Genomic DNA, 24,557 nt, shown 5'->3' with positions numbered 1-24,557 from the left:
AAGCAAAATGAGGAGTCCGATGGAACGGCAGACGATACCTGCCCTGGAGGCATTGATGGATGCCGCATGGCCCGCTCCCGATCGGGAGGACTCCGGCGGCTGGGTGTTTCGCGCTGCGGGCGGCGTGACCCAGCGGGCCAACTCGGTCTGGCCGCGGTCCGAGCCGGACGGAACCCTGCACCAGCGGATGGCCATGCTCCGGGATGCCCGGGCCTGGTACCGCAGCCGCCGTCTTCCCGTTATCTTCCAGGTCTTCGACGATTTCCGCAGTGCGGCCCTGAACGCTGCTCTCGACGAGGAAGGCTTCACCCGGCAGTCCGAGACCGTGATCCTGGTGCGCGACGCCGGCGCGGAGACCGCAGTTCCGGTGGCGGCACCTGACGCCGGCGTCACGCTTTCAGCAGAGCCGTCGGACGAATGGCTTCGGCTCTGGTGGAGCGTGGACGGCCGCGGTGGCGAGGAACCCCTCGCCACCGCCCGCACCATCCTGGAAGGCTGCCGGTCGGTTTACGCCCTGGTGAGGGACGACGACGGGTTGCCGGCCGCCGTCGGACGCCTTGCCGTTCCTCCCGTCGGAGAGGTGGGGGGCCTGTACTGCATGGCCACGCGTCCGGATGCCCGACGGCGGGGCTTCGCCTCGCGGGTCCTCGGGTCCCTGCTGCGTGAAGGTGACGCCCTGGGCATCCGCAGCTACTGGCTCCTGGTGACGGCGGCCAACGCCGGCGCCCGGGAGCTGTATGCCCGTTCGGGATTCACGGAAGCGGGCCGCTACTACTACCGGCAGGAGCGGCCCAAGCGGCACCTGACCGGCTGCTAGGAACCCTCGGCTGCCGTGCGGCGCGCGGTACCGGCCAGGTAGGGAGCGCCCAGTTCCTCGATCGGCGTCCTGAACGTCTCGCGGGAGTAGTACACCGAGGCTGCCGCGACCAGCATGCAGGCTGTGCCGAAGACAGCCACGGGAACCCAGCCGGTGACACCCGGGGTCAGGAGCATGCCGGCGATCATCGGGGCGAAGCCGGCCAGGACGAGTCCCAGCTGGTTTCCCATCGCCATGCCGGTGTAGCGCACGGGTGCGGCAAACTGTTCGGCGAAGAACGAGGGCCAGATGCCATTGAACCCCGAGTACAGCACGGTCATGTTCAGGAAGGCCGCCAGGAACACCAGGACGATGTTCCCGGAGGACAGCGCGAGGAAATACAGGAAGATCGTGGCTGAGCACCCGAAGGCGGCGGTCAGCAGCAGCGGCCGGCGGCCGATCCGGTCCGAAAGCCTTGCCGCCAGCGGCATGGCGAACATCGACAGACCAATAGCGACGGCGTTGACGGTCAGGATGGAGGCGCGGTCGAAACCTGCCGTGGAGGTGGCGTATGCCAGTCCGAAGACCGTGAAGATGGTCTGCATGACCGACATGATCGACATGCCCACAACACGCAGCACGTCCGGGCCTTGGAATTTGAGCACTTCCTTGAGCGGCATCGGGGCGACCTGGCGGCTCTCCTGGGCTTCCTCGAAAACCGGTGTTTCGTCCAGGTGCGTCCGCACCCAGTAGGCGATCGCCAGCACCACGATGGAGAGCCAGAACGGGATGCGCCAGCCCCAGCTCAGCATCGCTTCCTGGGGGAGTGCGGTGACCGGAATGAAGACCAGGGTGGCCAGCACCATGCCGGAGGCGTAGCCGGTCATCACGAAGCTGGTGAAGAAGCCGCGCCTTCCTTCGGGTGAGTGTTCCAGCGTGAGGGTGGAGGCGCCGGCAGATTCCGCCCCGGCTGAGAAGCCCTGTGCCAGCCTGCCGGCCACCAGCAGGATCGGGGCCCAGACACCGACCTGTTCGTAGGTGGGCAGGAACCCGATGCCCAGCGAGGCCAGGCCCATGATGCCGAGAGTGAGCAGCAGGATCTTCTTCCGGCCCAGCTTGTCACCGAAGTGGCCCATGACCAGGCCGCCCACCGGCCGTGCCACGTAGGCCACGCCGAAGGTGGCAAAGGCGCCGATCAGGCCGATGGCGGGGTCCGCCGACGGGAAGAACAAGTGCGGGAAGACGAGCGCGGCGGCGGTCCCGTAGATGAAGAAGTCGTAGTACTCCAGGGTGCTGCCGAGGAATGATGCCAGGGCTGCCTTGCCGGGGGTTTTGCGCGGGGTGGTGCTTTCGGTCTCGCGCCGGGTCTCGCGCGGTGCGCCGTGAGTTGCGGGTGCTGTGTTCATGGGGATCTCCTTAAGACGTCTGTGTCTTAGTGGAAGCCGGCCGGGAATCCCCGAGGTGGAAGTCCACCGACAGGATCTGCTGGCTGTTGGGGAATGAGTAGGCCTTGAGCGGCTCGTGCAGCGGATGGGTGTTGTAGACCGCAATGTCCTCGACTGTTTCGAAATCGGCCACGATGGCGTAGTCGAAGGAGCGCCCGGTGTTGAGCACGTCCGGGCCGTGGGTCAGGCTGAGCATGCCGGGGATGTTCCCGGTCATCCTGTTGAGTCCGGCGATCCAGGCATGCTTGTCGGCGGGCGGGAAGTCCGGTTTGAACTTGAAGAGCACGGTGTGGCGGATCATCTCAGGCTCCCACCAGTTCCACGGTCGCTTCGTTCTGTTCAGCCGGACGGTAGTCCGGTGATTGGCCGGCGATGGTGCGCCCGGCCAGGTAGCCCATGGTCATGATCGGTCCAAGGGTGGCGCCGGCGCCCGGGTAGCCCGCGGCGTAGGCGTTTTCGGTGGTGTTGCCTGCGGCGAACAGGCCGGCTATGGGCTGGTTGTCGACGTCGAGCACGCGGGCCAGCCCGTCGGTGGCCACGCCGCCGTTGGTGCCGAAGGCGCCGTTGACCACTTCCATGGCGTAGTAGGGCCCGGTCTGTAGCGGTCCCAGGGACGGGTTCGGGTACAGGTTCTCCTCGTCGCCCCAGTACTTGTCGTACGCGCTTTCGCCGCGGCCGAAATCGGGGTCTTCGCCCCTGACGGCGTATTCGTTGAACCGGGCCACGGTTGCGGTGAGGTTCTCTGCCGGTACGTTGATCCTTTCCGCCAGTTCTTCCAGGGTTGCCCCTTCGGTCAGGTACCCGGGGGTGGGCTGGCCGGCGCGGTGGGCCAGGATGCCGTAACGCTCCATGTAGGCGTGGTCCACGATCACATGCGCGGGCGTGTTGAGGGTCCGGTTTGCGGCGGAATCCCAGGATTGCAGGCTCCGGGCGAGGTCGTTGTAGTTTTGCGACTCGTTGGCGAAGCGGCGGCCGTGGCGGTTCACAATGATCGATCCCGGGCCCTGGCGCTCGAAGCGCAGCAGCGTTCCGATCGGCTGGCCGTCGCGGGTGTCGCCGGTGACGGACATCGGGGCCCACCAGGCCTCCCTCGTGCCCCGGGTCTGGCCGCCGATCCGCTGGGCCATCCGCAGCCCGTCGCCGGTGTTCGAAGGCGGTGAGCACATGGTGTAGAGCCGCGAGGCCAGCATTGAGTCGGCCAGTGCCTTGTCCCATTCGAAGCCCCCGGTGGCCAGGACCACGCCGTCGGTTGCGTGGAACACCTCACCGGATTCAAGCTCGACGCCGGTCACCCGGCCGCCGCCGGTGAGCAGGCGGTGGCCCCGTGCTCCGGTGACGAGCGCTGCGCCGTCGCGGACCAGGCTGGCGAGCAGCATGGACACGAGGGCCTGCCCTTTGGCCACCAGCCCCTCTTCCTGGCGCTGGTTGAGGTCGTCCCAGGGGAACTTGGTGAAGGCGCCCCAGTTTTCGTATTCCTGCATCGTGAACGGGGCACGGCCGTCGCTGCGGACGTGTTCCTTGAGGCCGCCCAGGGCTTCCTGGCTGTTGAACAGTTCCGGTTCCACTGTGCGGCCGCCTTCCACGGCGCCGGGGAGGTCCTGGCGGTAGTCGGGGAAGTTGTTGAGGAAGATGAAGCGGAGCCCGCACTCCTCTTCGACGAAACGGAGCATCCGGTCGCCGTAAGTGAGTGCCGCATCCAGCAGTTCGTCGCGGCCGCGTCCCCGGGCCACGGCCCGCACGTACTCTGCGGCCGCTTCCTTGGAATCCGCAATACCGGCCTCGCGGGCGTGGTGGTTGTCCGCCACCCACAGCATGCCGCCGGAGACGGCCGACGTCCCGCCCAGCAGGGCGCTCTTTTCCAGGACGACGACGGACTTGCCGGCGCGGGCAGCGGTGGCCGCCGCGGTGAGGGCGCCGGCACCGGAACCGACGACGACGACGTCGTACTTTTCGGCTGCGGTTCCATTAACGAATTTCATGGGTGTTGCCTTTCAAAAAAAGAAAAAGTGCGAAAGATGAGGGGCCGGGTCAGACGGCGGTGTAGCCGCCGTCGATGACGAGCTCGGAACCTGTGGTGAACCGTGATTCGTCGGAGGCCAGGTACAGCACGCCGTAGGCGATTTCGTCCGGCTTGCCCTGCCGGGGAAGGGGGTTGGAGCCCACGAGCTGCTTGTAGTAGGCCTCGGCGCCGATCTCCGACTGCTCGGCGGAGCGGCGGCTCATCCGGGTGTCCATGGATCCGGGGTGGATGGAGTTCACCCGGATGCCGTGGGCTCCGTACGCCGCGGCATCGGACTTGCTCAGGAGCCGGACGGCGCCCTTGGTCGCGTGGTACAGGGGCACGTTCCGTCCGCCCGTGATGCCGTGGATGGAGGAGAAGTTGACGATGCTGCCGGCGCCTTTTTCGATCATGCCGGGGACCACATGCTTGGTCATCAGCCAGACACCCTTGACGTTGACGTTGAAGATCGTGTCGAAGTCCGTCACCGATGCGGTGTGGGAGGCTCCGGCGGGGCCGATGATTCCGGCGGCGTTGACCAGGATGTCCGGCGTGCCCAGGTCGTCGCGGACCCGGCGGATGGCGTCCGCGACGCTGTCCTCGCTGGTGACATCGACGTCGTACTCGCTGATATTTGCATGGGCCGCCCCGGCCGGGATGCCGGCAACGTCCAGGCTGGCTACCTTTGCGCCGTGCTGCGCCAGCAGGGCGGCGGTGGCGCTGCCCAGGTCGCCGCGGCCGCCGGTGACGATGGCAGTCTTGCCGGCCACGCGGTTCGCTGTGGTGTTCATGTGGTGTGCTCCTCCGTAACTCCTGCAGCCTCATTGCTGCGTCTTAGCCAGAGTTGCAGGGGAGGTGTGACTGGAACCACATGATTGCCGATGAACGGAAAAGACGGCACTGGCTGGATCTTCTCAGCGGCTCTGCTCAGTGGCTCTGGCGGAGGGTGCCCTTCAGCTCGCCCCGCCAGCCGAGGGCCCTTGAGATGCCCCGGGCGGCTGCCATCAGGACGGGGACCCGGGCGGCCGCGTTCTCCTCGTTGCGCGGCACCACCACGCTGAGCGCGGCGCGGACGGTGTTGTCCGGTCCGAAGACGGGGACGGCGATGCCGCTGGATTCGGGCACGATCACGCCCGGCATGGCGGCAAAGCCGCGCTGCCTGATCTCGGCCAGGTGGCGGCGCAGCAGGGATGGTTCGGTGAGGGTGGTTTCGGTGAACTTCGTCAGCGGCCGGGCCAGGAAGCTGTCCTGGTAGGCGGCCGGGGCGTGTGCCAGCAGGACCAGGCCCGACGACGTTGCGTGCAGCGGCAGCCTGCCGGCGATTTTGGTGATATCCACGATGGTCTTGTCGGAGCCAAGCCGCTCGATGTACAGCACCTCGTCCGAATCCAGGATGCCGAGGGTGGTGGAGTGCTGCACGACGGCCTGCACGTCCTCCATGAACGGCAGGGCCGCCTCCCGCAGTCCGAGCATTTTGGACCCGCGGGAGACGAGCTCCCACATCCTGGTTCCGATGTGGATGTCTCCGCCAGGTTCGCGTTCGAGGAGCCGTTCCCGGAGCAGGTCGTTGACCAGCCGGTAGGTGGTGGTGACGGGCAGCCCGGTCCGGCGCCCGAGTGCGGCGACGGTCATGGAGGTGTGGCGGTCGTCGAATGCGCTCACGATTTTCACGAAACGGCCGATGATCGACTCGCCGGACGCAGAATTGGCCACTGTTCCTCCTCGGGATTACCGCTCAATGGTAATCCTCCTGCCAGCGGCCGGAACTGCCGGGTCTACTGGGGCTTTAGCCTTCCACCCGGCTGCCGCGAGGATGCGGACGGCCGACTGAATGGAGCAGGATCTATGAGCACGGCAAGCAACAAGAGCAAGGCACCAGTCACGGGGACCACCGTTTGTGATGTCCTCGTCATCGGCTCCGGCGTGGCCGGGATGGCAGCCGCATTGAAGGCCGCGTCGCAGGGCCTGACGGTAATCGTTGCGGAAAAGGAGCAGTACCTTGGCGGGACCACGGCCATTTCCGCTGGCTGGGCGTGGGTCCCCGGCAATAAGCAGGGTGTGGCGCAGGGCGACACCCGGGAGGACGCCGAGACGTACCTGAGGAACCTGGCCCCGGAGACGTTCAACGAAGCGGGCGTTCGGGACTTCCTGGATACGGTGCCCGAGGCGATCTCCTTTTTCGAGGACGAAACCGAGGTGAAGTTCACATACCCGGAAAAGTCCCCGGACTACCAGATGGACCTGCCCGGGGCGAAACTCTCGGGCCGTGCCATCCTGCCGCAGGATGTTGACGCACGCGTGCTCGGGGACAAGCGGCTCCTGATGCAGCCGTACATGAGCTCCTACACGGTGTTCGGCTACATGCCGCAGGTGGGTCCCGACATCAACGAGTTCTTCCACGTGAACCAGTCGGTGAAATCGTTCGTCTATGTGGCGAAGAAGCTGCTGCGCACGTGGGCCGACGCTGCCCGCTACAAGCGTCCCGTCCTGCGTTCCAACGGCAACGCCCTGATGACCCGCATGGTGAAGAGCGCCGACGACCTGGGCGTGCGGTTGTGGAAGTCTTCGCCCGCCCTGTCACTGATCCGTGACGATGCCGGAACCGTGACCGGGGCCGTCCTTGGGGGAGAGCATGCGGGCACGGTGACAGCACGGCTCGGCGTGATCCTCGCGGCCGGCGGCTTCTCGGGCAATAAGGATCTTCGGCAGCAATACTTCCCGCACGACGCCGACGGCGACGACCACTTCACGCCGACAGTGGGCCACGGCGGGGACGCCGCCACCCTGGCGATGAGTGCCGGCGGACATATCGATGACTCCGTGTTCAGCGTGGGCTCCTGGGCACCGGTAACAGTGTTCAAGTACCTGAGCGGCAAGGAGCGGCTCTTCCCGCACCTGCGGGCCATCGGCCTGCCCGGCCTCATCGCCGTCGACCGTCACGGCAAGCGCTTCGGCAACGAGGCGCTGAGCTACCACGACTTCGGCGGCGCGATGATCCGGCACAACAAGGACGAAGACAAGACGTTCGGCTACGTGATCGGCGACGCGAAGACGATGCACAAGTACGGCATCGGCTACGCCAAGCCCTGGCCGATGCCCCGCGGCTATTTCTACCGGACCGGATACCTGGTCAAGGGGAACACGCTGGCGGAACTGGCCGGAAGGCTCGGCATCGATGCACGGGGCCTTGCGGCAACAGTGGCTGAATTCAACCCGGCAGCTGTGCGCGGTGAGGATCCGGCGTTCGGCCGCGGCTCCACCCTGTACAACCACTTCCGCGGCGACCTTGAACACAAACCGAATCCGAACCTGGCACCGGTTGGCAGGGGCCCGTATTACGCCGCGAGGATCCAGATGGGCGACCTCGGTACCTTCGCCGGCATCGGAGTCAACGAGCGCTCGGAAGTTGTCACCACGGAGGGAACGGCAGTCCCCGGTCTCCTTGCCGTCGGTGCGGCTGCCGTGAGCGTCTTCGGCGGCGGCTACCCGGGCTACGGCTCGCACATCGGTCCGGCGCTGGTGTTCGGCTACCGGGCGGGCCGCGACATCGCCAGGCTCGCGGCCGGCCGGGATGCGGACCGCGCCGCAAGCGTCGTGGCAGGCTAGGGCCGCGGCCGGGGGCGTCCATGGCAAACTCACCATCGGGTGAATCGGTGATCAGCCGCGTCGTGCGGCTCATGAGTGCGTTCGACCGTGACCTGCCCACCATGACGCTCTCCGGCCTCGCCCGCCGCGCGGGCCTTCCCCTGACCACAGCCCACCGCCTCGTGGACGATCTGGTCCTGCACGGCCTGATGGAGCGATTGCCGGACGGGAACCTGCGCTCCGGGATGCGGATGTGGGAGCTGGCAGCGCGGGGCTCGCGAGCGCGGGGCAGTGGGGGCTAGGTCATTACAGCTAGGCAGGCGGGTCGGTCACCACAATCCGGACCGAACAGGCGCCGGCCGCGGCCCGCTTCAACACCGGGGCGCGCGGATCCGGCACGTCCAGGAACGGCAGCCGGGTCAGCGCCGCGTAGCGTTTCAACGCCGGTTCACTCAGTACCTGTTCCGACAGGGCACGGTCGCCGCCGGGCACCAGATATTCGATCCGGTGCCCGGCGAAGATCCGGCCGGCGTGCTCTGCGACTGCCTCCACCAGTTCATCCGCCTGGTTGGCGCGACGCCGGGCGAAGCGCTGCTGGGACCAGCCGCCGGCAGCGGTCCTGGACTGGATGTGGCGGGTGCCGGTTTTCGAGGCCAGGGCGGCACCGTCACGGACCACGGCCACGGAGTATCCGCCGCGACGGACCAGGACCAGCCCGAGTGTCCGCGACTGGGCCGCCAGCGAAGCCATGCGGGCCACAGCATCGCCGCCGCGGCCAGGCCGGCCGTCCGCGGGCCACGGCGGCTGCAGCAGCGCCACGGCACCGTCCGCCGCGGACAGTTGGAGGCCGCCGTCGACCTCTTCCGCGGCGACGCTGCCGTGGCTGGCGGCGAAACGCTCCACCCAGCCGGGCAGCCGCTCACCGGAGACGAACGCCGCACGGGAATCTGGGGTGGGCATTGCGCGGGTCTCCGTTGTTAGTGGCGTCATGAACTAGAAGTAGCCTATCTATGTGGATGATCTCTTTGGCCAAGGGCCGGACAACGACGACGACGACGGAACGGTGACGCCGTCCGGGTCGGCAGTTTCCGGGCTGGCCGCCGGGCGGACGCAGCCCCGGAGCCCGCTGGCGGTCCGGATGCGGCCGCGGACCCTTGACGACGTCGTGGGCCAGCAGCATCTGCTGGGGCAGGGATCACCGCTGCGCCAGCTGGCCGCCGGTGCCGGCGCCGACTCCGCCGGACCCGCGGGACCGACCTCACTCATCCTGTGGGGACCGCCGGGAACCGGCAAGACCACGCTCGCGCATGTGATTGCCAAGGGTCCGGGCCGGAAGTTCGTCGAACTCTCCGCCATCACGGCGGGCGTGAAGGACGTACGGCGCGTGATGGACGAGGCGCTCACGGCCCGGGACCTCTACAAGACCACCACCGTGCTTTTCCTGGACGAGATCCATCGCTTCAACAAAGCCCAGCAGGACGCGCTGCTGCCCGGCGTCGAAAACCGCTGGGTGGTGCTCGTGGCCGCAACCACCGAGAATCCGTCCTTCTCGGTCGTCTCCCCGTTGCTGTCCCGTTCGCTGCTGCTCACGCTCCGCCCCCTGACGGATGCCGACATCGAGGGGCTGGTCCAGCGGGCAGTGGCTGATCCCCGCGGGCTGAACAGCAAGGTCAAGCTCAACGAGGAGGCTCTGGCCCACCTGGTGAGGCTGTCCGGTGGTGACGCGCGCCGCGCGCTGACGGCGCTCGAGGCGGCCGCCGGAGTGGCTTTTGGTGACGCCGACGACGCCGACGACGGCCCGGTGACCGTGGAACTGCGGCACACCGAACGCGCCCTTGATGTTGCCGCCGTCAGGTACGACCGCGCGGGCGACCAGCACTACGACGTCGCCAGCGCCTTCATCAAATCCATTCGCGGCTCCGACGTGGATGCCGCATTGCACTACCTGGCACGCATGCTGGAAGCGGGGGAGGACGCCAGGTTCATCGCCCGGCGCATCGTGATCTCAGCCGCGGAGGATGTCGGCATGGCGGATCCCACCGCGCTGCAGACCGCCGTCGCCGCAGCGCAGGCAGTGCAGCTGATCGGCATGCCCGAGGGGCGGATCGTGCTTGCCGAGGCCGTGGTCCACCTGGCAACGGCCCCGAAGTCCAACGCCGCGTATATGGGCATCAACAAAGCCACTGCCGACGTCCGGGCCGGCCTGGGCAACGGCATCCCGGCCCACCTGCGGGACGCGCACTATCCGGGATCCAAGCAGCTCGGGCACGGTCAGGGCTACAAATACGCGCACGACGCCCCGCACGGCGTGGCCACACAGCAATATCCGCCGGACGACCTCGTGGGCCGGGACTACTACCAGCCCACCGCCAACGGCGCCGAACGTGATATTTCCACCCGGCTGGAGCGGCTCCGGAAGATCATCCGCGGCGGCTGAGGCATGCCGCCGGGACCCGACTGCCGCGGCGAACAGCCGCCGGCCTCCGCCCCGTTGACTTCCGACGGGGGAGGGCTAACGTTGAATTACGCCAGCACAGATCTGTTGGACGTGCGTGCCTTGAGGGGGAACATCGCACAAATGCCGGTTACTCGCATCCTCAGGCCCCAGGCCGGCGGCCGGCACAGAATTTGCTTGGCACAACCTTATGCGTCTCCGTCTCCGTCCCAGTTCCCAGGTAGTGTCCCATGTCCGTAAATTTCGTCACAGCAGTATCCGTGAAGTCCTTCGATCTCCCGGACAAGAAACGGTGCCCCGACAAGGCGGAATTCGACCTTGTCACCGTCAACGACTACTCAGTGGCCCGGCTGATCCTCAACCCCGGCTGGCGCTGGTCCGAGAGCATCAAACCCTTCGAGAAAACCGACTTCTGCCAGCACAACCACCTCGGATTCTGCGTCTCCGGCGTGTTGGAGGTGGAAACGTCCGACGGCGTCCGGTCGACGATCCATGCCAACGACACTTACACGCTGCCTCCCGGCCACGATGAATGGGTGGTGGGAACCGAGCCGTTCATCGCCGTCGAGTTCCTGGGCGCCGCGTCGTTCGGCCGTCCGGCCAGCCGCGGAGTCCACGCGCGGATCTGACAGCAGGCGCCGGCAGGCTGGCGCCGGCCGGGACGGCAAGCAGCATCATGGTAGGATAGTTCGTTGTCTGGCAAGGCACGGACGCGCAATCCACCAAATTAACTTTGTTGAGGTTATGCCCTGTGCCCAGTAGCAAAAGGCAGCGGTTGGCCGATGCTCTCCATCGTGGAGGCCAGTAACACTGACACACCGCAGATATTGGAAGGACACAAGTGGCTAACAACACTCGTGCTCGCCGTACCGCACGCCTCTCGCGTGCACTCGGCATTGCTCTGACCCCCAAGGCCGCCAAGTACATGGAGCGCCGCCCGTACGGCCCCGGTGAGCATGGCCGTGCCCGCAAGAAGCAGGACTCCGACTACGCCGTACGTCTGCGCGAAAAGCAGCGTCTGCGCGCCCAGTACGGCATCCGCGAAGCCCAGATGACCCGTGCCTTCGAAGAAGCACGCCGCACCAAGGGCCTGACCGGTGAAAACCTGATCGAACTGCTCGAAATGCGTCTCGACGCCCTCGTGCTGCGTGCCGGCTTCGCCCGCACCATCGCCCAGGCCCGCCAGCTGGTTGTGCACCGCCACATCCTGGTTGACGGAATCCGCGTTGACCGCCCGTCCTTCCGCGTCGGCGAGGGCCAGCTGGTCCACGTCCACAGCCGCAGCGAAACCATGCCTCCGTTCCAGGTTGCAGCGGCCGGCGCGCACCGCGACGTCCTGCCCCAGGTTCCGGCCTACCTGGACGTCAAGCTCGACGCCCTGCAGGCTCGCCTGGTTCGTCGCCCGAAGCGCTCCGAGGTTCCCGTAACCTGCGAAGAGCAGCTCGTCGTCGAATTCTACGCACGCTAAATACCAGCAGCGTATACAAAGAAGCCCGTGGCAAGCGCCGCGGGCTTCTTTGTATGTAAGGTACTGGGGGGACTTCCGCAAGGGCGGCCATCAGGCCGCTGCGGGACCCGCCGCAGTCCACGGAAACACAAGGAGATGAACGTCTATGTCTGGTGGCGATATTGCCGGCCTGATCGCGGCAGGGGTGTTTGCGCTCCTCGTGCTGATCCTCGCCGTACCCATCCTGAAGCTCGGACGGGTTTTTGACGAAGTCCGGACGTCCATCCGTGCGATCAGCGACGGCGCTACGCCGCTCATGGACGAAGTGACCGCCACGGTTTCCACCACCAACCAGCAGCTCAAGAAGGTTGACGGCATCTCGTCCAACGTCTCGGACGCCTCCGCCAATATTTCCGCGTTGTCGTCCCTTGTGGCGGCCACTGTCGGATCACCGCTGATCAAGGTGGCAGCGTTCAGCTACGGAGTCCGCTCCGCCCTCTCCGCCCGCAAGAAACCCGCCACCGGCCGCCGCAGCCGCTAATCCCGACGGAGCACTCAATGAAAAGAATCCTCTGGATGGGAATCGGTGTCGCCATTGGCGTGATCGCCTTCCGCAAGATCACCGAGGCACAGACCACCCTGGGGCCCGAAGGCCTCAACCGGGCGGTGGGCCGGCTCGCCGACGGCATCTACGATTTCGCCGACGCCGTCCGCGAAGGCATGCAGGAACGGGAAACCGACCTGAGGGCAGCACTGGGCATTGAATCCCAGGACGTGGTGCGGCGCTAGCCGCCGCTGCGGGAGAATTAAACGGGCAGTAGCCGTTGTTCCGGTACTGGCCATAAGAATCAAACTGTCGCGCGGCAGAACGCGTGAACCAAGAAGGGTAAGTAACCAGGTTATGAAGTCGCAGGAGATCACCAAGCGCTGGATCGACTTTTTTGTCAGCAAAGGCCACACGGCGGTGCCTTCGGCGTCCCTGGTTTCCAGCGACCCCTCCCTGCTGTTCACGGTGGCCGGCATGGTCCCGTTCATTCCGTACCTGACGGCACGCGAAGAGGCGCCCTACAACCGGGCCACCAGCGTGCAGAAGTGCATCCGCACCGGTGACATCGAGGAAGTCGGCAAGACGGCACGGCACGGCACCTTCTTCCAGATGTGCGGCAACTTCTCCTTCGGCGACTACTTCAAGGAAGACGCCATCAAGTTCGCCTGGGAACTGCTCACCACGAGTGTTGCCGATGGCGGCTACGGCCTGCCGCCCGAGAAGCTGTGGGTTACCGTCTACGAAGAGGACGACGAAGCCGAGCAGCTGTGGCTCAAGAACACCGGCATGCCCGCGGAACGGATCCAGCGGATGGGCAAGGCGGACAACTACTGGTCCACCGGCCAGCCCGGCCCGGCCGGTCCCTGCTCCGAGATCTACTACGACCGCGGCCCGTCCTATGGTGTCGAGGGCGGCCCCATCGCCGACGAGAACCGTTACGTGGAAATCTGGAACCTGGTGTTCATGCAGTACCAGATCGATAACGTCCGCTCGAAGGTGGACTTCGACATCACCGGCGAACTGCCTAAGAAAAACATCGACACCGGCCTCGGCATGGAGCGCCTCGCGATGATCCTGCAGGACGTCGAGAACATGTACGAGACCGATCAGGTCCGTCCCGTGATCGACCGGGCCGCGGCACTCTCCGGCCGGGAGTACACCTCGGCGGAATCCGCCGAGGACCCCCACCACACCGACGACGTCCGGATGCGTGTTGTTGCCGACCACATCCGCTCCTCGCTCATGCTGATCGCCGACGGCGTGACGCCCTCCAACGAGGGCCGTGGCTACGTGCTGCGCCGTCTCATCCGCCGTGCCGTGCGCTCCATGCGCCTCCTCGGCGTCGAAAAGGCCTGCCTGCCCGAGCTGTTGCCGGCCTCGCGGGACGCCATGAAGGGCGTCTACCCCGTAGTGGAGACCGACTTCGAACGCATCAGCCGCATCGCCTACGCCGAAGAGAAGGCGTTCCTGCGCACCATCGCGTCCGGCACCGCGCGCCTAGAGGACGCCGTGAAGGATTCCAAGGAAGCCGGCCGGCCGCTGTCCGGTGCCGATGCCTTTGCCCTGCACGACACCTACGGCTTCCCGATCGACCTGACCCTGGAAATGGCCGAAGAAGCCGGCCTCAAGGTCGACGAGCCCGAGTTCCGCAAGCTGATGCTCGAGCAGCGCCAGCGCGCCCAGGCCGATGCCAAGGGCAAGAAGGGGTCGCACGCCGACCTTAGCGCCTTCCAGGAGCTGCTGGCCCAGGGTGAAACGGTCTTCACCGGCTACACGGAGCTGGCCGGCGAATCGAAGGTCCGCGGCATTCTGTCCGGCGGCCGCAAGGTTTCCCAGGCCTCCACGGGCGACGAGATCGAGCTCGTGCTCGCAGAGACCCCGTTCTACGCCGAGGCCGGCGGCCAGGCCGCCGACACCGGACTGATCACCGGCGACGGATTCGTCGTCGAGGTCCTGGACGTCCAGCGTCCCGTCAAGGGATTGAGCGTGCACAAGGCGATCGTCCGCGAGGGCGAAATCGGCGCGGACTCGCTCGTGCAGGCCGCAGTGGACCGGGAGCGGCGCCACTCCGCAGAGCAGGCCCACACCGGAACGCACATCGTCCACGCCGCCCTGCACCAGATCCTCGGCCCGGAGGCCCTGCAGCGCGGTTCGTACAACAAGGCAGGCTACCTCCGCTTCGACTTCTCCTGGGGCGAGGGGCTCAGCGCTGCCACGCGCTCCGAAATCGAGGAAGTCTCCAACCTCGCCATCCGTAACAACTTCAGGGTGGAGACCAAGGTCATGGCACTGGCCGAGGCCAAGGCCCTCGGCGCCATGGCGCTCTTCGGCGAGAACTACGGCAACGAGGTCCGCGTCGTGGAGATCGACGGCGCCTGGTCCCGTGAGCTTTGTGGCGGCACCCATGTGGCCAACACCTCGCTCATCGGCAGCCTGTCCCTGCTGGGCGATCAGTCGGTAGGGTCCGGAAACCGCCGCGTGGAGGCTTTCGTGGGCATGGAGGCGTTCCGCCACCTTGCTGCCGAGCGCGCCCTCGTCACGGAGCTCACCGAAATGCTGAAGGTGCCCTCGGGCCTGCTGGCAGACCGCATCGCCACCACGCTGACCAAGCTCAAGACGGTTGAGAAGGAACTGGAACGCCTGCGCAAGGAGCAGCTGACCGCCGCCGCGGCGCAGCTGGTCGGTACGGCCAGGGACGCTTCCGGAGTAAAGGTCATTGCGCACGACGCCGGACAGGTCAGCGGCGCTGACGACCTCCGCGGACTGGCCCTTGACCTGCGCAGCCGGCTTGGTTCCGAGGCGGCCGCCGTTGCAGTGGCCGGCGTAAGCAACGACCGTCCCGTCATCCTTGTCGCCACCAATGAGGAAGCCCGCGCAGCGGGTGTCAAGGCAGGGGCCCTTGTCCGGCTCGCGGCCGGGATCCTCGGCGGCGGCGGTGGCGGCAAGGACGACGTCGCCCAGGGCGGCGGCACCGACGCCGCGAAGGTGCCGGCTGCGCTTGCCGCCGTCGTGGACGCCATCACGAGGCGATAACCGAACCGTGAACGAATCTGCTGCACCCGACGCCTACCCCCGGGGCATCAAACTGGGGGTGGACGTGGGCACCGTCCGTGTGGGCGTTGCCGTCTGCGACCGCGACGGAATCCTTGCCACACCCTTGAAGACACTCGAGCGGAACGCCAAGAAGAATACGGATGTCCGGGTGCTGGCTGCCCTTGCTTCCGAGCTGGACGCCGTCCAGATCTTCGTTGGCCTGCCACGCACGCTCAAGGGTGAAGAGCACGCTTCGGCAAGGATGGCCACGGACTATGCGGAACTTCTGGCCGGAGCCCTTGCAGGGCTTGGCTCGGACATTCCGGTGCAGCTTATTGATGAGCGTTTGAGCACGGTGACGGCCCACCGCAACCTGCACGAAGCTGGCATGAGCAGCCGGAATCACCGTAAGGTGGTGGATCAGGTTGCCGCCGCAGGAATTCTGCAGCACGCGATCGACATGCAAAAAGCCAGGGGAACGGATGTTGGAAGCCGCGTGTTTGCGGTTTCCCAGACGGGGCTTTCGGGGGACGCCGCAGCGGGAAACGCTGAGCAGGCAGTCTCCGGAAACAATGTGCAATCTTCAGAAAATGGAAGGCTACAGTGAGCCCGGTCAACAGCGGCGAGTCCTCAGGTGAGGAATTCAGTGACTCCGGACGTCAGCTGACGCGCAAGGAAATTCGGGCCAGGGAGAAATTCCTGACAACCGAAGGCAATGACGTCGTCCCACCACAGGCGTTTGAGACGCCCGGTGACGAACCGCAGGTGCCACCCGCCATGCCGGCGGAGCCGCCCACTGTGCAGCAGCAGGCGGTCCCGCTCCACCACGAACGTCCTGTGCACTCCGAGGAAGCTGCGCCCGCTGCGCCGCTCCACCCCGACGAGGCTGTGCACCCCGCGCCGCCTCACCACGAGGAAGCTGTGCACCCCGAGGAAGCTGCGCCCGCTGCGCCGCTCCACCACGAAGAGGCTGTGCACCCGGAAGGCTCCGCGGAGCTCGATGCGCACGCTTACGACCCGCACACAGAGCTGCACCCGGAGGCCGGGCACCACGAAGTCGGGCACCACGAGTACGCGGAGCAGGGTTACGCAGAGCACGGCTACGCTGACAACGCCGCTTACGCAGGGCACCACGAGGACGAGGCACACCATGTCTACGATGACGCCGACGTCTATCCGGCAGCGGAGCACCACGAGCATCACGCTGACGAACCCGGGCACCCGCTGATGGCCGGCGCGTCCTCCGTTGGCGTCGCCCCGACCAAATCCAAGAAGGTTCGCCGCCGCCGCCGGTGGCTGGCGCTCCTGCTGACGCTTGCGGTCTTCGTCACGGCCCTTGTGGTGGGCGCCCAGTTCCTGAAACCACTGCTCGGCGCGGACACCATCGCCGATTACCCCGGACCCGGCGCAGGAGCAGTGAACGTATCCGTGGAGCCCGGCGAAGGCACCAGGTCAGTTGCCACCAAGCTCCAGGACCAGAAGGTCGTGGCCAATGCGGACACGTTCCTGCGGGAGCTCACCGCGTCCGGCGGAACCATTGCCCCCGGGGAATTCCAGTTCCGCCAGGAGATGAAGAACTCCGACGCGGTCGCCGTCCTGCTGGGCAAGGGTGAAGGCAAAGTCATGTACTTCGCCCTGAGCGCGGGGCTCCGGATTGGCGAGTCGCTGCAGGCGATCTCCCAGGGATCCGGGATACCCGTCGCCGAACTCAAGGCCCTGAGCGATTCCCCGGCGCAGTTCGGGCTGCCGGCCAAGGCCAAGAACCTGGAAGGCTACCTGGCGCCCGGCGAGCACCGCTTCCCGCTGGGGACGCCGGCGAAGGACATCCTCAAGAACCTCGTCACCGTCACGACTGACGAGCTGAAGGCGCAGGGAGTCACCGATCCCGCGAAGCAGTACGACGTGGTCACGGTCGCCAGCATCGTCCAGGCCGAAGGCGGCCAGGCCGAGTACGGCGATGTTGCCGGTGCCATCTACAACCGGCTCAAGCCGAACAACACCGAGACTGCCGGCCTGATCCAGTCCGACGCCACGGTGACCTACGGGCTGGGAATCAAGAGCTTCCACATCGACGAGGACCAGAAGTCCGACAAGTCGAACCCCTACAACACCTACGCCAACCAGGGGCTTCCGGTGGGACCCATCGGGTCGCCGGGCAAGAACGCCATCGACGCGGCAGCGAAGCCAAAGACCAACGAGTACATGTACTGGGTGACCATCAACCTGGACACCAAGGAGACGAAGTTCTCCAAGACATTGGCTGAGCACAACGTGTATGTGGAGCAGTACAACGCCTGGTGCGCCGCCAACGCGGGACGCTGCACGTGACCCTGAAGGCTGCCGTCCTTGGGCATCCGATCGGCCACTCGAAGTCCCCGGCACTCCATCGGGCCGCCTACGCCCGCCTGGGCGTTGACGTGGCGTACTCCGCCATTGACGTGACCGTTCCGGAGCTTCCGGCATTCATGGCGGCCGTCCGCAACGAGCCCGGCTGGCGCGGACTGTCCGTCACGATGCCGCTCAAGACCGCCATGGTTTCCGAGGTTGACGAGGTCCGCGGAGTGGCAGGCATCCTGGGCGTAGTGAACACAGTGGTGTTTGAAGCCGACGGCCCGTCCGTGCGCCGGATCGGCTACAACACCGACGTCGCGGGCATCGTCAACGCCGTGCGGCATGCCGGCGTGTCTGCCGCACCGTCCGCGGTGGTGCTGGGCGGCGGAGGCACCGCTGCGGCTGCGATCGCGGCCCTGAGCGAGCTGGGCGCGCCGTCGGCGGACATCTATGTCCGCGATACCGGACGGGCCGCCGAGGCGCGGGCCGCTGCCCAGGGCGTGGGCCTCCCGGTCCGCATCGTTCCGCTGAGCGGTGCGGCAACCGCAATGGCGGCCGCCGACGTCGTAATTTCCACTCTCCCTCCCCACGGGGCAGACGCCTTGGCGGAGGAGCTTGCCGGCCTCCGGACCACGACTCCCGGGGTCCTGCTCGATGTCGCCTATGATCCCTGGCCCAGCCGGATTGCCGCGGTCTGGCAGCACGGGGGAGGAACCGTGGTTCCCGGCCTGGAGATGCTGCTGTACCAGGCAGTGGAGCAGGTGCGGTTTTTCAGCGGCCTCGGCGACGACGTCACGGCCGATGTCATAGATGTGATGTGTGACGCAGTCGGGGCACCCCGACGAGTGTTCTAACCGCCCTACGTGGCAGGATGGATTTTATGTTGCGTTGGTTGACTGCCGGTGAATCCCATGGCCCGGCCCTGGTCGGAATAATTGAAGGCGTGCCTGCCGGTGTTGAACTCACCAGCAGCCAGATCGCCGATGCCCTGGCCCGTCGGCGCCTCGGCTACGGCCGCGGTGCCCGGATGAAGTTCGAGCAGGACGTCGTGACCGTGCTTGGCGGCGTCCGCCACGGCATCACGCAGGGCGGACCCGTGGCCATCCAGGTGGGCAACACCGAATGGCCCAAATGGGAGCAGATTATGGCTGCGGACCCGGTGGCACCCGAGATCCTCGCCGACCAGGCGCGCAACGCACCGCTGACCAGGCCCCGCCCCGGACACGCGGACTTCACGGGAATGCAGAAGTACGGCTTCGACGAGGCCCGCCCCGTACTGGAACGGGCCAGTGCCCGCGAAACCGCCACCCGCGTTGCGCTCGGGACCGTGGCCTCGCAGTTCCTCAAGCAACTGGGCATTGAGCTTGTCAGCCACACAGTTTCGATCGCCAGCGTGACCGTGCCCGAAGGACGGCCGTTGCCCGTTCCGGACAACGTCATCGCGCTTGACGCTGATCCCCTCCGTTGCTTCGACCGGGAAACCTCGGACGCCATGGTGGCCGAGGTTGACGCGGCGCACAAGGAAGGCGAAACCCTCGGCGGCGTGGTAGAGGTGCTGGCCTACGGCCTACCGCCCGGACTCGGCAGCTACGTCCACTGGGACCGCCGCCTGGACTCCCGCCTTGCCGCTGCCCTGATGGGCATCCAGGCCATTAAGGGTGTTGAGGTGGGCGACGGGTTCCTTACCGCGTCGCGCCGGGGCTCCGCCGCGCACGACGAAATCGTCAAGGACTCCGACGGCCGGATCATCCGCACCAGCAACCGGGCAGGCGGTATCGAGGGCGGCATGAGCATCGGCGACGTCCTGCGCGTCCGTGCCGCGATGAAGCCGATTGCCACCGTTCCGCGCGCCCTGAAGACCATCGACGTGAGCACCGGCGAGGCCGCCAAGGCCCACCACCAGCGCTCTGACGTCTGTGCGGTCCCGGCCGCGGGCGTTGTGGCCGAGGCCATGGTGGCCCTGGTGCTCGCCGAGGCAGTGGCAGAAAAGTTCGGCGGAGATTCGGTCGCGGAGACCGCCCGCAACATCAAGGGTTACCTGGACAACATTCCGGCGTCCCTGGACTCGATCGGCCAGTAGTGCCGGGCAGCATCAGGCACGGCGCTGTGCCACGACGGCCCATCGCCCTCATCGGACCCATGGCGGTTGGAAAGTCGGCGATCGGCCACCAGCTGGCGCAGCAGCTAGGTGCGGCGTTCGTCGACACCGACGTCGTTATTGTGGAAAACCATGGCACCATCGCGGACATCTTCGCCGCCCGCGGCGAGAGCGCGTTCCGGGAGATCGAAGCCCGGACGGTAGCGCGGGTCATCGAAGAGGCAGGGAACGCCAGCACCGTCATTTCCCTCGGCGGGGGAGCCGTGCTTGACTCCGGCACCCAGCAGCTGCTCCGCCGCTGCACCGTTGTGTACCTCGAGTGCGACGCCGACACGGTTTCCGAGCGGATTGCCCGGAACTCAGGCCGTCCGCTCCTGGCAGGTGACGCCATGGGCCGCTGGCGCGCACTGTTTGCCACCCGGCAGCCCGTGTACGAACGGCTTGCCGATCTCGTTTTCGATGTCCGCCACGGAACCGTTGCGGATCTCGGGCATCGGCTGGAAGAGGCGCTGCGTGAGTACGCGGCGGCACAGACCGCGGCGGCGGAGCCAGTGGCCGCAACAAAGGAAGTTGAAAAGTGAGTAGCGAATCAACCGTCATCAAGGTCACCGGCAAGTCTGCCGCTGACAACTACGACGTCGTTGTGGGCCGCGGCCTGCTCGAACGCCTTCCGGAACTGCTGGGGGAGCGCGTCAAACGTGTCCTGGTCATCCACCCGCGGGCCCTGCGGCTTACCGGAGATACCGTCCGCGACGAACTGGCCTCGGCCGGTTTCACTGCGCTGACCGCCGAAATCCCGGACGCCGAAGAGGGCAAACACATTCAGGTGGCTGCTTTCTGCTGGCAGGTCCTCGGACAGAACGACTTCACCCGCTCGGACGCAGTGGTGGCGGTCGGCGGCGGCGCCGTCACGGACCTTGCCGGGTTCGTGGCCGCGACCTGGCTCCGCGGCGTCAAGGTCATCCACATGCCCACCAGCCTGCTCGGCATGGTGGATGCAGCCGTCGGCGGCAAGACCGGCATCAACACGGCCGAAGGCAAGAACCTGGTGGGCGCCTTCCACCCGCCCGCGGCCGTCCTCGCGGACCTTGACACCCTCAGCACCCTTCCCAGGAACGAGCTGATTTCCGGGATGGCCGAGGTCATCAAGTGCGGCTTTATCGCAGACCCCGCCATCCTGGACCTTGTGGAAAAGGATCCGTCCGCCGTCACCGATCCGGAGTCGGCGATCCTCCGCGAGCTGATCGAACGGGCCATCGCAGTCAAGGCCGAAGTGGTCTCGGAGGACCTCAAGGAGACCGGCCGGCGGGAGTACCTCAACTACGGGCACACGCTGGGCCACGCGATCGAGCTCGTGGAACGGTACTCGTGGCGGCACGGTGCTGCCGTGTCCGTGGGGATGATGTTCGCCGCTGAACTCGCCCGCAGTGTGGGGCGCCTCAGCGACGCCGACGCCGACCGGCACCGCACCATCCTGGAATCGCTCGGACTGCCGATCACCTACCGCCGTGACCGGTGGCAGGGGCTGCTGGACGGCATGCGGCGGGACAAGAAGTCCCGTGGCGACCTGCTGCGGTTCGTTGTCCTCGACGGCGTGGCCCGCCCCGGAATTCTCGACGTTCCGGACACCTCCCTGCTGTTCGCCGCTTACCAGGAGATTGCCTCTTGATGATGACCGACGTCATGATTGATTCCATGGGCGGCACGAGCGAGTGGCCGGATGCGGGGTTCCCGGGTATCAAGATCAACCCGGACACGCTGATGCCGGGAATTGTCAACGAAGAAGTGTGCAGCTTAGCGCTGCAGGCATCGACCGACCCCGCGGACCGCATCATGGTCCTGCTGGCGGAAGGCCATGCCGCAGACGCCGCGGAACTCCTCGCCGAAGCACGCTACAACGACCCCGAATCCTTCAGGCTCCGCACTTTTGAAGCCGAGGTACTGCGGGTGTCCAAGCGCTTTGACAGGGCCGTGGACCTGTTCCGCCAGCTCCTGGGCGAAGTCCAGGGAACCGAGCTGGAGGCCCTGGCGCACCAGCACCTGGGGCGGGCCTACTATGCCGGCGGCAATACCGCAGCCGCCGTCGATGAGTTCGCCAAGGCCCTTGACCTGCGCGTGGCGGGATCCGCCGATGCCGCGCTGATCTACTCATCCACCGTCGCACTGCAACGGGCGCGGAACGTCCTGGAAATGTCGTCCTAAGGGCCCTCGCAGCAGCCCGCCGGCATTACCGGTAGAATGGTTCTTGGATTTTTGACAAAAACTCGCTGGCGGCCTTTTGGCGTGCCTGCGCGATATAACCGGCTGGCGGCTTGAAGCAGTCAGATACAAACCAGAGGATACCAGTGGCAACCACAAACGACATCAAGAACGGAACCGTGCTGAAGCTTGAGGGCCAGCTCTGGAACATCATCGAGTTCCAGCACGTGAAGCCGGGCAAGGGCGGCGCTTTCGTCCGCACCAAGATGCGCAACGTTATGTCCGGCAAGGTGGTCGACAAGACCTTCAACGCCGGCCTCAAGATCGAGACCGCCACGGTTGACCGCCGAGACTACCAGTACCTGTATCAGGACGGCGCCGACTACGTCTTCATGGACACGTCGGACTTCGACCAGCTCACCGTGTCCGCCGAGACCGTTGGCGACGCCACCAACTTCATGCTCGAGAACCAGATGGTGAACATCGCCATCCACGAAGGCACCCCGCTGTACATCGAGCTGCCGCCGAGCGTCGTCCTCGAAATCACTTACACCGAGCCGGGCCTGCAGGGCGACCGCTCCTCCGCCGGCACCAAGCCGGCAACGCTCGAAACCGGCTACGAGATCCAGGTGCCGCTGTTCGTCGAGAACAACACCAAGGTCAAGGTCGACACCCGCGACGGCAGCTACCTCGGCCGGGTCAACGACTAGTGAGCGCCCGCGGTAAGGCCCGTAACCGGGCCCTGGATGTTCTTTTCGAGGCGGAGCAGCGCTCCCTCTCGGCTTTTGATGTGCTGCGGTCGCGGCGTGAAATAACCGACCAGATCGTCAATCCCTACACCCTTGAAATCGTTGAAGGGGTGGTCTCCCACCAGACCGCCATTGACGAATTCCTGGAGACCTACTCCCAGGGCTGGACGCTGGAACGGATGCCGTCGGTAGACCGCATCATCCTGCGCATCGGCACGTGGGAACTGCTCTATAACGACGACGTTCCCGACGGCGTGGCCGTCAGCGAAGCTGTGGCCCTGGCCAAGACGCTGTCCACGGACGAGTCGCCGTCGTTCATCAATGGCCTTCTGGGCCGCCTGCAGCAGCTGAAGCCTTCGCTGCTGGCATAGCCGCCCGATGCCTGGCTGCGATATCAACCGCAGCGCTTTCACCAATTGAATGGACCGGTCCCCGCCTGAGGCGGGGGCCGGTCCTTTTCGTTTCCGCCTAGCGAAGCACCGCGTCCCGCCGTGCCGAGATTTCCGCGAGCTGGCGGTGCTCATCGAGCTGGTGTGCGGGCACGTCCCGGCCACTGAGGATCCGTTGCCGGATGAAGGCAAGCTGCGTGGCGGCGTGCAGGAAGGCCTTCATCTGCTGGCCCCGGCCGAACTGCTTCGCCCAGCGGACCGCTGAACGGCGGCCGCCGGCCGTTGCCAGCATGTCCACTTCCGGCGGCGTGAACCACCCCGCGGCCGCATATTCCAGGAGCCGCTGGCGCGTCAGCCGGTTCTCCGCCACGCGCAGCAGGATTATCACGACGACGGCCAGGACGAAGATGGGCACCTGGACCACGATGTACTGCAGCAGGAAGTCCTGGCCCATGCTGTTCCACATGCTGTGCAGCAACATCGCCGGGACCAGGCCCACGAAGAACGCCACGACGGACATGCCAGTGTGCCAGCGGCGCGCCGCGAAGCCGAGGATCAGCCCCGTGGTCCCGGTAAAGATGGCGTGGGCAAACGGGGACATCACGCCCCGAAGGAAGAAGACAACCGCGAGGTCGGCGCCCGGTGTACTTGACTCTGCGATGGCCCGGCCGAAATAGAGGATGTTTTCCGTGAAGGCGAAGCCGCCGGCAATCGTGAAGGCGAACACAACGCCGTCCACTGGTCCGTCGAAGTGCTTCCGCGCCAGCACCAGGATCAGCAGCAGGCCCAGGGACTTGGCGAATTCCTCCACCACCGGGGCCTGGACCGTAACGGCGAACGTCCTGTAGTCCACGCCGGCTGGCGGCGCCGCGGCAAGCGCAAAGAACGGCTGGATCAGCAGCGTGACGGAGATGGACACCACTGCGCCCCACAGGAAGGCGAACAGCAGCAGGCGTTTCGGTTCGGGCTCCCAGCGGTCAATAAGGTAGACGGCCAGAAGCACGGCGCCCAGGGGAATCAAGGAGGCGATGAAGCCAATCACGAACCCGGTGACGCCGGTGTTGCCCAGGAGGTAGGGGAGAACCAGGAAAAGGCTTGCGAAGGCCAGGAAACCCCCGCCGCCCACCAGGCCCACCACTCCCGCACTCGAGCGGTTGCGTACAGCGGCCGGCGGCATGACAGTGGTCACCGCGGGCGCGTTGTTGTTGGCGGGGGCCGCCCGGTAGAGGCCGGGGCGGACCTGGCCCATCCACGTGGGGTTGGTCTGCTGCGGCAGGTCCTGCCGGGGCCATGGGGGCTGCTGCCCGTTTCCAGGGCCGCCGGGAGGATCGTGCTGCGGCCAAGGCGCGTTCGATGTCATGGGACTGAGCCTATGTCTCCGTAACCGCAGCATCCAAGGCCGGCTTTGGCGCGGCGGCGAGTCTGGCGGCAACCTCAGGCAACCAGAGGCAACACCATGCCGGCAGGCCGGTCGGGCGCCCGCA

General features: G+C 66.4%; 25 protein-coding genes. 18 read left to right on the top strand and 7 right to left on the bottom strand.

The window, feature by feature from the left end:
• Positions 1–19 precede the first annotated feature (19 nt).
• The gene (locus AC07YR_RS01945; protein WP_055803296.1) at positions 20–817 is read left to right on the top strand and encodes a GNAT family N-acetyltransferase; all 798 of its coding nucleotides are present in this window, start codon (positions 20–22) and stop codon (positions 815–817) included.
• Here the strand turns inward: AC07YR_RS01945 and AC07YR_RS01940 are convergent.
• The 5 genes from AC07YR_RS01940 to AC07YR_RS01920 form a co-directional block, all read right to left on the bottom strand.
• Positions 814–2,202 (bottom strand): MFS transporter, encoded by a 1,389-nt coding sequence (locus AC07YR_RS01940; protein WP_055803293.1) that lies wholly within the window; start codon positions 2,200–2,202, stop codon positions 814–816. The two genes, AC07YR_RS01945 and AC07YR_RS01940, sit on opposite strands and share 4 nt — an antisense overlap.
• A 10-nt stretch (positions 2,203–2,212) precedes the next feature.
• Positions 2,213–2,542 carry a Dabb family protein gene (locus tag AC07YR_RS01935; RefSeq protein ID WP_494732868.1) on the bottom strand — a complete coding sequence of 110 codons (330 nt, stop codon included), beginning with the start codon at positions 2,540–2,542 and terminating at the stop codon, positions 2,213–2,215.
• A 1-nt stretch (position 2,543) separates the two neighbouring features.
• A complete protein-coding gene (gene chcC1, locus AC07YR_RS01930) occupies positions 2,544–4,220 on the bottom strand; it encodes a 4-oxocyclohexanecarboxylate 2-dehydrogenase (protein WP_494732867.1) in 1,677 nt (558 codons plus the stop codon).
• Positions 4,221–4,269: 49 nt separating this feature from the next.
• Positions 4,270–5,031: an SDR family NAD(P)-dependent oxidoreductase gene (locus tag AC07YR_RS01925; RefSeq protein ID WP_055803285.1), complete on the bottom strand. Its 762-nt coding sequence runs from the start codon at positions 5,029–5,031 to the stop codon at positions 4,270–4,272.
• 136 nt (positions 5,032–5,167) lie between these two features.
• Positions 5,168–5,953: an IclR family transcriptional regulator gene (locus AC07YR_RS01920; protein WP_494732866.1), complete on the bottom strand. Its 786-nt coding sequence runs from the start codon at positions 5,951–5,953 to the stop codon at positions 5,168–5,170.
• Positions 5,954–6,085: 132 nt separating this feature from the next.
• Between AC07YR_RS01920 and chcC2 the strand changes: the two genes are divergently transcribed.
• Together chcC2 and AC07YR_RS01910 are read left to right on the top strand one after the other, a co-directional pair.
• Positions 6,086–7,846 carry a 4-oxocyclohex-2-ene-1-carboxylate 5-dehydrogenase gene (gene chcC2, locus AC07YR_RS01915; RefSeq protein WP_494732865.1) on the top strand — a complete coding sequence of 587 codons (1,761 nt, stop codon included), beginning with the start codon at positions 6,086–6,088 and terminating at the stop codon, positions 7,844–7,846.
• Between the two features lie 20 nt (positions 7,847–7,866).
• On the top strand, positions 7,867–8,127 hold the full coding sequence (locus tag AC07YR_RS01910) for a helix-turn-helix domain-containing protein (protein ID WP_494732864.1): 261 nt from the start codon (positions 7,867–7,869) through the stop codon (positions 8,125–8,127).
• A 10-nt stretch (positions 8,128–8,137) separates the two neighbouring features.
• On the opposite strand, the gene AC07YR_RS01905 is transcribed toward AC07YR_RS01910, so the two are convergent.
• The gene (locus tag AC07YR_RS01905) at positions 8,138–8,785 is read right to left on the bottom strand and encodes an acVLRF1 family peptidyl-tRNA hydrolase (protein ID WP_494732863.1); all 648 of its coding nucleotides are present in this window, start codon (positions 8,783–8,785) and stop codon (positions 8,138–8,140) included.
• Between the two features lie 52 nt (positions 8,786–8,837).
• On the opposite strand from AC07YR_RS01905, the gene AC07YR_RS01900 reads away from it, so the two are divergent.
• The 15 genes from AC07YR_RS01900 to nusB all read left to right on the top strand — a co-directional run bounded on the left by AC07YR_RS01900 (position 8,838) and on the right by nusB (position 23,055).
• Positions 8,838–10,262: a replication-associated recombination protein A gene (locus tag AC07YR_RS01900; protein WP_494732862.1), complete on the top strand. Its 1,425-nt coding sequence runs from the start codon at positions 8,838–8,840 to the stop codon at positions 10,260–10,262.
• 248 nt (positions 10,263–10,510) lie between these two features.
• A complete protein-coding gene (locus AC07YR_RS01895; protein ID WP_436057769.1) occupies positions 10,511–10,909 on the top strand; it encodes a cupin domain-containing protein in 399 nt (132 codons plus the stop codon).
• A gap of 212 nt (positions 10,910–11,121) precedes the next feature.
• Complete coding sequence (gene rpsD / locus AC07YR_RS01890; protein WP_011692125.1) at positions 11,122–11,748, top strand: 30S ribosomal protein S4; 627 nt, start codon at positions 11,122–11,124, stop codon at positions 11,746–11,748.
• Between the two features lie 145 nt (positions 11,749–11,893).
• The gene (locus AC07YR_RS01885) at positions 11,894–12,268 is read left to right on the top strand and encodes a DUF948 domain-containing protein (RefSeq protein ID WP_028269108.1); all 375 of its coding nucleotides are present in this window, start codon (positions 11,894–11,896) and stop codon (positions 12,266–12,268) included.
• A 17-nt stretch (positions 12,269–12,285) separates the two neighbouring features.
• Entirely contained in the window at positions 12,286–12,516 is a 231-nt protein-coding gene (locus AC07YR_RS01880; RefSeq protein ID WP_436057768.1) for a DUF6167 family protein, read from the top strand.
• A 112-nt stretch (positions 12,517–12,628) separates the two neighbouring features.
• On the top strand, positions 12,629–15,307 hold the full coding sequence (gene alaS, locus AC07YR_RS01875) for an alanine--tRNA ligase (protein ID WP_436057767.1): 2,679 nt from the start codon (positions 12,629–12,631) through the stop codon (positions 15,305–15,307).
• A 7-nt stretch (positions 15,308–15,314) separates the two neighbouring features.
• Complete coding sequence (gene ruvX / locus AC07YR_RS01870; RefSeq protein ID WP_436057766.1) at positions 15,315–15,914, top strand: Holliday junction resolvase RuvX; 600 nt, start codon at positions 15,315–15,317, stop codon at positions 15,912–15,914.
• A complete protein-coding gene (gene mltG, locus AC07YR_RS01865; RefSeq protein WP_436057765.1) occupies positions 15,911–17,635 on the top strand; it encodes an endolytic transglycosylase MltG in 1,725 nt (574 codons plus the stop codon). The genes ruvX and mltG overlap by 4 nt, the downstream gene beginning before the upstream one ends.
• Positions 17,632–18,492 (top strand): shikimate dehydrogenase, encoded by an 861-nt coding sequence (locus AC07YR_RS01860; protein WP_436057764.1) that lies wholly within the window; start codon positions 17,632–17,634, stop codon positions 18,490–18,492. The genes mltG and AC07YR_RS01860 overlap by 4 nt, the downstream gene beginning before the upstream one ends.
• A gap of 26 nt (positions 18,493–18,518) precedes the next feature.
• Complete coding sequence (gene aroC / locus AC07YR_RS01855; RefSeq protein WP_436057763.1) at positions 18,519–19,718, top strand: chorismate synthase; 1,200 nt, start codon at positions 18,519–18,521, stop codon at positions 19,716–19,718.
• Between the two features lie 59 nt (positions 19,719–19,777).
• Positions 19,778–20,317, top strand: coding sequence for a shikimate kinase (locus AC07YR_RS01850; protein ID WP_436057762.1), 540 nt, complete (start codon positions 19,778–19,780; stop codon positions 20,315–20,317).
• Entirely contained in the window at positions 20,314–21,405 is a 1,092-nt protein-coding gene (aroB, locus tag AC07YR_RS01845; RefSeq protein WP_494732861.1) for a 3-dehydroquinate synthase, read from the top strand. Before AC07YR_RS01850 ends, aroB begins: the two co-directional genes overlap by 4 nt.
• A 14-nt stretch (positions 21,406–21,419) precedes the next feature.
• Entirely contained in the window at positions 21,420–21,938 is a 519-nt protein-coding gene (locus AC07YR_RS01840) for a tetratricopeptide repeat protein (RefSeq protein WP_436059331.1), read from the top strand.
• 143 nt (positions 21,939–22,081) lie between these two features.
• A complete protein-coding gene (gene efp / locus AC07YR_RS01835; RefSeq protein WP_436057760.1) occupies positions 22,082–22,645 on the top strand; it encodes an elongation factor P in 564 nt (187 codons plus the stop codon).
• Positions 22,645–23,055 (top strand): transcription antitermination factor NusB, encoded by a 411-nt coding sequence (gene nusB / locus AC07YR_RS01830; protein ID WP_028269119.1) that lies wholly within the window; start codon positions 22,645–22,647, stop codon positions 23,053–23,055. Before efp ends, nusB begins: the two co-directional genes overlap by 1 nt.
• Positions 23,056–23,152: 97 nt before the next feature.
• On the opposite strand, the gene AC07YR_RS01825 is transcribed toward nusB, so the two are convergent.
• Entirely contained in the window at positions 23,153–24,433 is a 1,281-nt protein-coding gene (locus tag AC07YR_RS01825; protein WP_436057759.1) for a PrsW family intramembrane metalloprotease, read from the bottom strand.
• Positions 24,434–24,557: the final 124 nt, after the last annotated feature.

It is taken from the genome of Arthrobacter sp. GW460-12-1-14-TSB2 (assembly GCF_059423525.1).
This window is presented reverse-complemented; position numbering and strand designations above follow the sequence as displayed.